Origin of the sequence: Candidatus Azobacteroides pseudotrichonymphae genomovar. CFP2, from assembly GCF_000010645.1 — a bacterium.
Lineage (GTDB): Bacteria > Bacteroidota > Bacteroidia > Bacteroidales > Azobacteroidaceae > Azobacteroides > Azobacteroides pseudotrichonymphae.
The window spans coordinates 879,331-891,923 of sequence record NC_011565.1; the positions used below are offsets into that span (position 1 = coordinate 879,331).

General features: G+C 32.7%; 9 protein-coding genes. 4 read left to right on the forward strand and 5 right to left on the reverse strand.

Going from position 1 to position 12,593, the window contains the following annotated elements; all coding sequences use genetic code 11:
* Positions 1-310 precede the first annotated feature (310 nt).
* On the forward strand, positions 311-2,026 hold the full coding sequence (gene ilvB, locus CFPG_RS03500; protein ID WP_012573628.1) for a biosynthetic-type acetolactate synthase large subunit: 1,716 nt from the start codon (positions 311-313) through the stop codon (positions 2,024-2,026).
* Complete coding sequence (ilvN, locus tag CFPG_RS03505; RefSeq protein ID WP_012573629.1) at positions 2,016-2,561, forward strand: acetolactate synthase small subunit; 546 nt, start codon at positions 2,016-2,018, stop codon at positions 2,559-2,561. Before ilvB ends, ilvN begins: the two co-directional genes overlap by 11 nt.
* 136 nt (positions 2,562-2,697) lie before the next feature.
* Here ilvN and rlmB read toward each other — a convergent pair whose 3' ends face one another.
* From rlmB to coaBC, 4 genes are all read right to left on the reverse strand, one after another.
* A complete protein-coding gene (rlmB, locus tag CFPG_RS03510) occupies positions 2,698-3,441 on the reverse strand; it encodes a 23S rRNA (guanosine(2251)-2'-O)-methyltransferase RlmB (RefSeq protein ID WP_012573630.1) in 744 nt (247 codons plus the stop codon).
* Between the two features lie 1,383 nt (positions 3,442-4,824).
* Positions 4,825-4,971 carry an AAA family ATPase gene (locus CFPG_RS05530; protein WP_265347968.1) on the reverse strand — a complete coding sequence of 49 codons (147 nt, stop codon included), beginning with the start codon at positions 4,969-4,971 and terminating at the stop codon, positions 4,825-4,827.
* 667 nt (positions 4,972-5,638) lie between these two features.
* Positions 5,639-6,685: a DNA recombination protein RmuC gene (locus CFPG_RS03520; RefSeq protein WP_265347969.1), complete on the reverse strand. Its 1,047-nt coding sequence runs from the start codon at positions 6,683-6,685 to the stop codon at positions 5,639-5,641.
* 366 nt (positions 6,686-7,051) lie between these two features.
* Entirely contained in the window at positions 7,052-8,248 is a 1,197-nt protein-coding gene (coaBC, locus tag CFPG_RS03525) for a bifunctional phosphopantothenoylcysteine decarboxylase/phosphopantothenate--cysteine ligase CoaBC (RefSeq protein ID WP_012573632.1), read from the reverse strand.
* An 87-nt stretch (positions 8,249-8,335) separates the two neighbouring features.
* Between coaBC and CFPG_RS03530 the strand changes: the two genes are divergently transcribed.
* Positions 8,336-8,716: a RidA family protein gene (locus CFPG_RS03530; protein ID WP_012573633.1), complete on the forward strand. Its 381-nt coding sequence runs from the start codon at positions 8,336-8,338 to the stop codon at positions 8,714-8,716.
* A 189-nt stretch (positions 8,717-8,905) separates the two neighbouring features.
* Positions 8,906-11,137 carry an ATP-dependent helicase gene (locus CFPG_RS03535; protein WP_012573634.1) on the forward strand — a complete coding sequence of 744 codons (2,232 nt, stop codon included), beginning with the start codon at positions 8,906-8,908 and terminating at the stop codon, positions 11,135-11,137.
* Between the two features lie 155 nt (positions 11,138-11,292).
* On the opposite strand, the gene CFPG_RS03540 is transcribed toward CFPG_RS03535, so the two are convergent.
* Positions 11,293-12,570, reverse strand: a complete 1,278-nt coding sequence (locus CFPG_RS03540) for an ammonium transporter (RefSeq protein ID WP_012573635.1) — start codon at positions 12,568-12,570, stop codon at positions 11,293-11,295.
* Positions 12,571-12,593 lie beyond the last annotated feature (23 nt).

Here is a 12,593-nt window from a genome sequence, read left to right on the forward strand (position 1 = left end):
AAAGTGTCTATTTTAAAATCTCCCCTTGATTTAAACTATTTTCTTATTCCAACCATAAAAACTTGTATAGACAGGGCCTAATCACGTATTAATAGATTAAAAACTGATTTTACAAAAAAATGTCGATTTTTTAAATATTCATATAAATACGCTTACACTTAAATATTATTGACTGAGCATATTTTAATTCTAAGCTAGAGTTTCATTTCAGAGCAATATAAATTAACTGACAATTCATTTATTCTGAAAATTTCAAAATATAGAAAATGATTTTACTTTTGTATTGAAGATTCTGAATTAGATATTATCAATGGTAAATCACAAATCAATACAATTGCTCCCTGGTTCTTATGCTCTGATAGAATCTCTTTTGCACGAAGGGGTGGATATTGTCTTTGGTTATCCGGGGGGGCAAGCTATACCCATTTATGACGCTTTGTACGACTATAAAGACAAGCTTCGTCATATTCTTGTTCGCCATGAACAAGGTGCTGTTCATGCAGCGCAAGGATATGCTCGTGTTTCGGGAAAAGTAGGCGTTACAGTGGTTACTTCTGGGCCTGGAATCGCTAATACAATTACAGGAGTTGCTGATGCGATGATAGATTCTACACCTATAGTGGTTATTGCGGGGCAGGTACCCTCCATTTTATTAGGCACTGATTCCTTTCAAGAAATAGATGTGATTGGGATCACTCAACCCATTACTAAATGGGCATATCAAGTACGAGATGTTGATGAAATCCCTTGGGCAATAGCTCGTGCTTTTTATATTGCTTTGTCCGGTCGTTTGGGGCCGGTTGTATTGGATATTACTAAAAATGCACAAACAGCACAAATTTCTTATCATCCTGTCTGTATTGATCATATCCGTTCGTATGTTCCGGTGCCAGGGTCAAGTAAAGAAAGTTTACAATCTGCAGCTAGCCTTATTAATCATTCCAAAAAACCATTAGCTTTGGTGGGACAAGGTGTGATTTTGGGCAACGCTGAGAAAGAACTGTTAGACTTTTTACAGCATGGAGATATTCCTGCCGCCTCTACTATGTTGGGGCTTTCTGCTTTGCCAAGTGATGAACCCTTAAATATGGGAATGTTAGGGATGCATGGTAATGTTGCTGCTAATTTGAAAACAAATGAATGTGATGTATTGATTGCCATTGGAATGCGTTTCGATGACCGCGTTACCGGAGATTTGAATACTTATGCTAAACAAGCTCAAATTATACACTTTGATATAGATCCTTCAGAAATCAATAAAAACGTTAAAGTCAATGTTGCCGTTTTGGGAAATATAAAGGAAACTCTTCCGGCGGTAAATAAATTATTAAAAAAAACACAACATACGGCTTGGAAAAAAACATTCAAATCTCTATTGGAACAAGAACTGAATACAGTTATCCAAAAAGAACTTTATTCTCAAGTAGGTCCTTTAAGAATGGGAGAAGTAGTACATAAAGTATCAGAAGCTACTGAAGGCAATGCAGTTCTGGTAACAGATGTAGGTCAAAATCAAATGATGGGGGTTCGTTACTTCAAATATAAACAAACTCGTAGTGTAGTAACTTCAGGGGGATTAGGAACAATGGGGTTTGGTTTACCTGCATCTATAGGGGCAAAATGCGGTGTTCCTAATCGTACAGTTTGTCTCTTTGTCGGAGACGGTGGATTTCAAATGACCATTCAAGAATTAGGAACAATTATGCAGTCAAATATTGATGTCAAAATCATTCTTTTGAATAATAGTTATTTAGGAATGGTTCGCCAGTGGCAGGAACTATTCTTTTCCGAACGATATTCTGAAACAGCTATGGATAATCCTGATTTCATTCAAATAGCATCTGCCTATCGCATTCCGGGAAGAAGTGTTTCTAGAAGAGAAGAATTAGATGAAGCTATTTACGAAATGTTAGAAACAAAGGGGACCTACTTGCTGGAAGCTAAAGTGTTATCAAAAAGTATGGTTTATCCAATGATTCCAGCTGGGGCATGCATTACACATATATTGTTAGGAGATGAAAAATAAAATACTTTATACAATAACAATATTTTCTGAAAATATTGTTGGCTTACTGAACCAAGTAGCTATTATTTTTACAAGGCGTGGACTAAACATAGAAACACTTTCTGTTTCTCAGTCTGCTCTTGAGGGTATCCATAAATTTACAATTACTACATTCGCTGATGCAGAAATCATATGTAAAGTAACAAAACAAATTGATAAACAAGTTGATATATTAAAGGCTTATTACAATATAGATGTAGACCTTGTTTTTCAGGAGATCGCTTTGTACAAAGTTTCTACATCTCGTTTGCTAGTTTTGAGATCTATTGAAGACCTTATTCGTCAATATAATGTTCGAATATTGGACATGACCGAAGTTTGGACTGTCTTAGAAAAGACTGGGCATTATGATGAAACACAAGCTTTGTTCACAGAGTTGAGTGAAAAGATAGGTGTTTTACAGTTTATTCGTTCTGGACGAATCGCCATTACAAAATCTAATGTAGAACGATTGAGTGATATGTTAGCGACAATAGAAGAAAAGATAAAAGCATGATAAAAGCATTGGAATCCTTGATAATAGAATCTTATTCTTATTAAGGAGCAGCTATCGATGAATAATACAAATCCGAAACTAATGATTTATGCCTTAACAGTTGTAAATTCATGATTTAGTAATAATTGCAAAACCGTTAAGAACACGTAGTCCTTTGCCGAAGGACTTCGTACAGAAGTACCGCAGTAGCAGCTGATACATTTAATGATGTAATATTCCCCAAGGTAGGGATCTTTACCAGTTTATCACAAAGATATAAAACAGCTGGCGAAATACCTTTATCTTCACTTCCTATTACGATAGCTGTTGGATATGTGTAATCAGTCTTTGTATAGAGAGTTGTAGCTTTCTCAGTAGCTGCATAAACTTTATATCCACACAGTTTCAGAAATTTGACAGCATTCATAATATTGGATTCACGACAAACAGATAGTGACATTAATGCTCCTGCAGAAATTTTTATAGCATCGGCATTAACTGAAACACTATTGACGAGTGGAATAACAATTGCATTTACTCCTGCACATTCACAACTACGGGCAATGGCTCCAAAATTATGTACATCAGTTATTCCATCTAATAATAAAATAAGTGGAACTTTTCCTTCTTCATATAAAAATGGAACAATACTCTCCAATTTTTGATAAGTGATGGTTGAAATAAAAGCAACTAATCCCTGATGATTTCTGCGAGTCAATCGGTCTAATTTTTCACGAGGTACTCGGCGAATAAGAATATCTGTTTCTTTTATGATGTTAAACAATTCATGAGACAGCTTACTCTGTAACCCTTTGCATATCAAAATTTTATCTATTTTTTTACCTATCTGTATAGCTTCTATAATGGCTCGTTTGCCGAAAATCATTTCAAATTCTTTCATTTTAATAATTCCTTGGCATTTTCTATAGCAGCACTTGTCAATTCCGAACTACTGAGTAATTGAACAATTACTCTTATCCTTTCTTTTTTAGATAACTGATGAATAAATATTTCCATAGAGGATTCTTTTCTTTGTTTTGTATATCACAAATTAATTGTCTCATCGTGCCGCTAATTACGGCAAACGGGTATTAATAACAATTACCTGCCATTACTCTGCCCATTTTCATTTTGTGCATTAGTTTTCCCATTTTATCAGCAATTTCTCCTGAAACATCCGTAATTCTATTTCATCAAAAATAATAGAAGGAAAGTGCTGTTACTTACAGCTAACAAAGCTTCTAGTCCCAACATTAGCCTTGGGAGCTTCACTATCTGAAGCTATTTGAAATATTACTCTCAAATCATTATTTTGATTTACTGGAAATAAGAATTTTAGATTGTCTGCCCAAAAGTATCCGGATTCTTATCTGTTATTTGACAATTAAACTGCATTTTTGGAATTCCTAAAGCACTAGCTTGCTTTTTTAATTGGGTTTCTAACAATATAGCTGCTTTACATCGAGTTCGAGTCAATTTTTGAGCTAATCAAAATATATTGGCCTATAATTCTTTCATTTGGCTTGATATATTCATCGTAATTCGCTATTTCTTTTAATTGTTTATTTAAAATGATTTTTCACTTCAATGAGTTTTCCCATATTATTTACTTTGTGTTTTTGCTATAAAGAATAAAGCAAATCTAGTCATTTGTTAACTTGTTGTAATCTATCAGGAGATAGTCCTAAACATTCTTGACCATACCTTCTATATCATTCAAATTCAAATGGACTGTTTGTAATTTATCTGCTATACTTATTCAACTTAGGGCACACTTTAGGGCACACTTTTCTTAAAGAAAAAACTATATTCAGAGATTTTTTCAATAAAAAAACAATTCCTTTTTCATCATGTGAAAGGGATTCCTATTCTCTTTGTTTTCTTTGCAATTCTACTTGTTCACCGAATTTTGGATTGGTCTCTTTCAACTGACTAAATTGAAAAGGAGATAATCTTATTCATTAGCAGATCTTTTAGATTTTTCTTTTAACCTTTGAAATTGATAATAAACAGATACGAAGGAAGTATAAACATTTTATACTCATTCTTTAAGTTTTTATTGCAGACTAATACATCCTGTAGTTAAAAGCTATTATCTTCCAATAATAAATTTCCATATTGTGAGAGAATATCAATTAAATAAAAACCTAATTCTTTCAAATCATTAATCCCATTGGAGCATCGAGTGCACGCAATTTACCTAACTTCCATATTTCTTTCTTTATTTATAATACAGTTTTTTGCTTTTGCATTATATTTTCTATGTTTTTCATTGAAAAAAGGATTAAATCCTAAAATTCAGAGATAAAGCTCCTGTAACGACGGATTTTCCAGAACCTATTTCGCCTGTAATGACAGAAAAATTTTTGGAGAAATTTATTTCCAATTTGGATATTAGGGCACAATTTCTTACGGATAAACTTTGAAGCATACTGGTTTTTTTGAAGGTTTAAATTTGCCATTAATTGTTAGAGTAAAGTAAGTTGTAATAAAATATGTTATGACTTCCCATATTAAAGATTTTTAAAGAAAATAGAATATAGAAAAAGCCAAACTGACTTTTCTTGCAATTTTCGATAGTATTCCAATACTATTATTGCTTTTCATCATGGCAATTTATTTCATAATTACATTAATGCCCTTTACATTTAATTATTCTGGAAAATCAACGTAAGGCTATAAGTATTCGAAGTACTTACTAAGGTATTTTCTTAGATGTTTCATTTGTAGAAAAAAACCATCTCAGAATGTAAGATCGTATGTGCACACCCGTGTACACATTAAATTTGCAAATGAAATATTTCCTATAGTGAATGAACTTTTTGTAAAAATTTTCTATATCACACGTGGTCACAATTTTCTTCCAATTCACTCAAAAATATCAATTTGTTGCTCATTAACATTTTCCACCTCTTTCTCTTGGGTAAATAGCCTAGAGGCTTAAAAACAATAAACTTACCAGGGAATAAAAGCTTTTTCATATTAAGTAAGTTTTGTAAAATGTAGTGAAACAAAATACCTGGATAGAACGCATTATTATAATAATTCAAGTACTTCGTTTTTTTGAAAACGAACATGTTTATTATGCACTTCTTTTTCTACTGTATTTTTTCGTTTTCAAAGTCCAAATCACCCAGTAGTTTTTGTGAATCAGGTTCAGGCAATGATTGTACGTTTTCTAATTTTTTTTCAATTTGTCTTGATCGGATGCCCGTTTTGGCCAATTCTTCACTTGCACTGTCAAGTTTCTTTTTTGCTGCTTCTACAACTTCGGCAAACTTACTGAATTGCGTCTTTACAGCACCTAATAAATCCCATATCTCACTTGTTCTTTTTTCAACAGCCAAACTTCTGAATCCCATTTGAAGACTATTAAGAAAAGCTGATATAGTAGTTGGCCCAGCAATTGTAATTTTGAATTCTACGTGTATACTTTGAAAAAGATTTGGTATGCGTAATACTTCCGCATACAATCCTTCAAAGGGTAAAAACATTATTGCAAATTCAGTTGTATTAGGAGGATCTATATATTTTTCATGAATATCTTTTGCAAACTTTTTTATTTTTGTCTCTAAATCTTTTTTAGAGCGTTCAATCATTTGTAAATCAGCTGTTTCATATGAAGACATAAGACTTTCATAATCTGCAGTTGGAAATTTTGCATCAATAGGTAACCATATAAATTCATGTGTTTCCTTTTTGCTAGGTATTTTTATCGCGAATTCAACATTTTCTTTGCTCCCCGATTTTGTTTTAACATTTTTGGCATATTGACTAGGCGGAAGAAGCTGTTCAAGTATTGCAGCAAGCTGATATTCACCCAGGACACCTTTTGTTTTAACATTGGATAATACTTTCCTTAAATCACCAACGTTACTAGCCACATTACGCATTTCACCTATTCCTCTTTGAAGTTTGTCTAAAGTGTTACTTACAGATTTAAATGATTCTGTAAATCTTTCTTCTAATGTATCATGTAGTTTTTCATCAACAGTTTTTCGCATTTCTTCAAGTTTCGCACTATTGTTTTTTTGTATTTCTGTTAGTTTCTTTTCTATTGTTTCCCTATTTTTTTCGAAAACAATATTTGTATCTTTTGCTAAAGAATCAATTCTTGCTGAAAATTTTTCTTCAAAATCTTTCAATGATTTTGTTAATTCTTCTCTACCATATTTATTAGCCATACTAACAGAATCTTGAATAGATTTGAATTCCCTATTCAATATTTCAGAGAAATTTGAAATATTTTTCGATAATTCTTCACGATTCATTTTTAGTGACGAAGATAATTCTTCTCTACTGTCTTTAGCAGATTTATTATTTTCATCTCTATTTCTTCTAAATTCATCACGAGTCGTTACATTATTTCTGTTTAAGAGAATAACATTAACAATTACAATTACCAAAACCAAAAATTGAAAAATCAACTCTAAATTCATGAAAGTGATCTTGTTAGTATTCTTGTTAGTATTTAAATATAAAAATCTTGCTATCGTTATTACAACGACATATTATAATGATAAGATGTAGTCAACAATATCTATTGCTACTTCTTTTTTCGATTTCAATGGGAACTCCTTTTGTTTTCCTATCATATTAATAATCGTTATTTTATTAGTATTTGTTTGAAATCCGGATCCTTTTTCTTTCAAAGAATTTAAGACAATGAAATCCAGGTTCTTTTTTTGTAATTTTTCTATTGAATTAGACAATTCATTTTCGGTTTCCAAAGCAAAACCCACCAAAATTTGTCCTGATTTCTTCATTTTACCTAAAGCAAGAGCGATATCTAGATTAGATGTCAATTCCAATGAAAACGGTTCATTTGCTTTGTGTTTAATTTTGTTTTCTGAATAATACAAAGGTTTATAATCTGCAACTGCAGCACAGAGTATTCCTATATCTATTTCTGAAAATTTGCTTAATGTAGCATTATACATTTCCTCTGCTGACTCAACATCAATCCTGAATATATTCGGATGAATAGTTTTCAATCGTACAGGACCACTTACTAAGATTACCTTTGCTCCTCTCTCAGCACATTCTTCTGCTAAAGCAAAGCCCATTTTTCCTGAAGAATAATTACTTATATAACGCGTAGGATCTATTCTTTCGTGGGTGGGACCAGCATTTATTAATATTTTCTTCCCTATTAATTGCTTTTTTTTTTCAAAAAAATACTCAATAATTTTTACAATTGTATCGGGCTCTTCCATTCTTCCCTTACCTTCTAAAGAACTGGCTAAATAGCCAATTGTAGGAAAAATAATATGATTTCCATATGATTGCAATTTATCAATATTATACTGTGTTGTAGGATGAATAAACATATCTGAATCCATGGCCGGTGCTACAAATACGGGGGCTCTCATAGATAAGTAAGTGGTTATAAGCATATTACTGGCTATTCCATTTGCCATTTTCCCAATAGTAGAGGCTGTAGCTGGTGCTATTAGCATAGCATCTGCCCATAAACCTAAGTTGACATGACTATGCCATGTACCTTCATTTGCAGCAAAAAAATCAATCACTACAGGTTTTTGGGTCAAAGCTGATAAGGTAACTGGCGTAATAAATTCCTTTCCTTTAGGAGTCATTACAATTTGTATTTCCACTCCTTTCTTTATTAATGCACGAGCAAGGTAAGCAGCTTTATAAGCTGCTATGCTTCCAGTAATTCCTAGTACAATCTTTTTCCCGTCCAACATAACATACCACACAAATATTTACAAAATCGATGCAAGTTAGTGTTTTTTTTTTACCTTCATGAAATTTTATTGAAAAGGCAAAAATTTATGAAAAAGGTTATCTCAACCAAAAATGCCCCAGAAGTTATTGGACCCTACTCACAAGCAGTAAAAGCAGGAGATTTTGTTTTTTTTTCTGGGCAATTAGGAATCAATCCGGCAACAGGAGAATTTATCTCGAATTCAATAACTGAACAAACTGAACAAATATTCAAAAATATAACTGCAATTTTAGATGAAATAGGGTTGACCTTAAAAAATATTGTCAAAACAACCGTTTTTTTGTCCGACATATCAAATTTTGCAGTAATGAATGAAATATATAGTAAATATTTTATACCTCATCCTTATCCAGCTCGTTCAGTTATTGCAGTAAAAACTTTGCCCAAAAATGCCCTGATAGAAATAGAAGTAGTTGCTATTTATTGATAAATTTGAGTTATGGCATCCAGAATATTAAAAATGATAGAAAAATTTAATAAGATGGTTGTTCAAAATTGCTATCTCCAATTTACCTGAGTATGCTTGTTGGGATAATAATGCTAAAATGCTATCTCAGTGAGGTCTTATCTATTCTTCAGTAAAAGTAAAATAGTAGAGTAAGGAGAAATATTACAAATGGCAGATTTCCTTCAACAACTCAATGAAAGTCAACGTGAAGCGGTTATCTACAATGACGGTCCAAGTCTAGTTATCGCTGGAGCTGGTTCAGGTAAAACACGGGTAATTACCTACAAAATCGCTTACTTATTAAAAAATGGCATTTCTCCTCATAGTATATTGGCTTTGACATTTACTAATAAGGCTGCAAGAGAAATGAAAGTACGCGTTACTGAAATTATAGGAGAGAATATGACTCGTTTATTATGGATAGGCACTTTTCATTCTATTTTTTCCAAAATACTTCGTAGAGAGGCATCCCGAATAGGGTTTTATTCCGATTTTACAATTTATGATAAACAAGATTCCAAAAATCTTATTAAAAATATTATTAAAGAAAAAAAGTTAGACGATAAAATATATAAACCTACATTTGTTCAAAACATTATTTCCAAAGCAAAAAACGCTCTAATTACTCCTAAGCAATATGCAAATAATTGTGATTTGATAGAACAATACAATCAAGCTCAAAAAGCTTATATATTATACGACATTTATTTAACCTATAGCAATCGCTGCAAGATTGCAAATGCTATGGATTTTGACGATTTACTATTTTATACCTACTTACTTTTCAACGAATGCAAAGAGATTGCTCAAAAGTATTGGAATCGGTTTCAATTTATTTTAGTAGATGAGTATCAAGATACAAATTTTGCCCAACATGAAATTATTCAGCAATTGACCATAGAACAACATCACCGGATATGTATAGTAGGAGATGATGCACAAAGTATTTATTCTTTTCGTGGAGCAAATATTAGTAATATTTTGAATTTCAGATCAATATATCCAGAAAGTAAATTATTTAAACTGGAGCAAAACTATCGTTCCACGCAAACAATAGTCAATGCAGCAAATTCACTTATCTCTAAAAATAGAGAACAAATACCAAAAACTATTTACTCTCAAAAAGCAATAGGTGAAAAAATCAGGTTGACTGGATTTTACTCTGATTATGAAGAAGGAAGTAGGGTAGCAAATTGTATTGCAGAAATGCACATGTTGAAAAAGTATGAATATAAAGATTTTGTTATTTTATACCGTACTAATGCACAAAGTCGGATCTTTGAAGAAGCGTTGCGTAAACTAAATATACCTTATAAAATATATGGAGGTTTATCTTTTTATCAACGTAAAGAAATCAAGGACGTAGTTGCCTATATGAGATTGGCTTCTAATCTAGCAGATGAAGAGGCAATTAGACGGATCATCAATTATCCGAATCGAGGTATTGGTGATATTACTGTGAATAAGATTATTGCAGCAGCTAGTTTTCACAATACAATCTTGTGGGAAGTGCTTTCTAATCCGTTGAGTTATAATTTGAAAATTAATGCTGCAACTTTCGAAAAATTGAAAAAATTCCAATTACTTATCAATCGCTTTGTAGAAAAAGTTTCCACTCAAAATGCTTACAATGCGGGACGAATGATTATTCGAGAAACTGGTCTAATTAATAATGAACTCTATGAAGATCAGACCCCAGAAAATATAAGTCGTATTCAAAACTTAGAAGAATTAAGCAATAGTTTATACACATTTGTCTCTTCTCGTATAGAAGAAGGAAATGCAAACATTAAAATAAGTGACTTTCTTGCGGAGATATTCTTACTTACAGATCAAGATACGGATAAAAATGAAAACATCAATTTTGTAACAATGATGACTATCCATTCAGCAAAAGGTTTGGAATTTAAAAATGTTTTTGTTGTGGGATTAGAAGAGGGTTTATTCCCTTCCGAATTGAGTAAACAAAACTTACAAGAAATAGAGGAAGAGCGTCGTCTGTTTTATGTGGCAATTACTCGTGCAAAGGAAAATGTTATTTTAACTTATGCTAAGAATCGTTTTCAAAATGGACAATTTCATGATAGATTACCCAGTCGATTTATTAAAGATATAGATGAACAATATTTATCATTGCCTTCAAAATCTCATGTTTGTACTAATTCTGGGGGAGGGGGGTCTTTCAAAGAAAGCTCTTTAATTAATCATCAAAATAATCAAAGTAATATTGGAGACTTGAGAATTGGCAACAAAATCAGGCATAAACGTTTTGGTGATGGGAGAATCGTGGCTTTAATAGGCAAAAACGATAACGCACAAGCAACTGTAGAGTTTGAACAAGTTGGAATCAAACAATTACTCTTAAAGTTTGCACGAATTGAGATGATTAATGATGATTAAATTTTTCAATTTGCTCTAGACTTAGAGCAGAAGAATATAAATTTCTTTGTTTCACACCCTCTTATCAAAAAAATCATAACTCCAACGATTATATAAATAAAAGAGCACTTATACAAGTACTCCCTTATTTGTATAATTAATTATTCGTTTTATTATCAGTTGTATGCTGTTTCTCCATGTTCGTAAACATCTAATCCTTCTTCTTCCATTCGCAATGATACTCTTATACCTACAATTTTATCTACAACACGAAATATTATAACTGTCATCACTGCACTATATATAATTGTAGCTATAGTTGCGACAACTTGTACTTCCAGTTGATGCCATCCTCCATATAGAGCACCTTCTACACCATGAGGACCACTAACCATTTTTGTAGCAAACACACCAGTAAGTATAGAACCAATTATACCTCCTATGCCATGCACACCAAAAGCATCTAAAGCATCATCATATTTTAATTTTGACTTGACTAAAGAAACCATAAAAAAACATACAAGCGAAGAAGTTGCTCCAATAAAGAAAGCCCCTAATAAATCTACTGTTCCAGCAGCTGGCGTAATAGCCACCAGGCCCGCAACTGCTCCTGTACATGCTCCAACAATAGTTGGTTTTTTTTCTCGTATCCAATCTATAGCCATCCAAACTATTACAGCTACGGCTGTAGCAAAGTGAGTTACAAGGAAAGCATTAGCTGCAAGCCCATTAGCTGCCAAACCACTTCCAGCATTGAACCCAAACCAACCCAACCATAAAAGTGCTGTACCGAGAAATACAAAAGGAATATTGTGTGGTGGAGGAGTTATACCATGTTTATAATTCTTTCTTTTACCTACCATAATTGCCATAATCAAGGCCGTAATTCCAGCATTGATATGTACAACCGTTCCCCCGGCAAAGTCAATAGCCCCAATGCCTTTCTCACCTATCCAACCACCTCCCCATACCCAATGGGCCATCGGATTATAAACAAAAATTGACCAAACAATCGCAAACACTAAAAAACCAGAGAATTTTACCCGCTCAGCAAAAGCACCAATAATTAAAGACGGTGTAATAACGGCAAACATACATTGGAACAATGCAAAAATAATTTCAGGAATGTTTGTCTCTGTCAAAGTGTTCAATCCAATACCCCTTAAAAAAACTTTGTCAAATCCACCCATAATAAAACCCAACGGATTTTTTTGCTCAGAAAATGAAGTCCCAAATACCCAACTATACCCAAATGCGAACCAAAGAATACTTACAACTGCCGTCAACACAAGGCATTGCATAATGACACTTAACACATTCTTCTGACGAACTAATCCTCCGTAAAACAGAGCCAATCCAGGTACTGTCATCAACATAACTAAAAGGGTTGCTACTATTATCCAAGCTGTATTTCCACTGTCCAATACAGTAGGCTTTATACATAATCCTTCCATATCAATTTTTTAATTATTTGTTA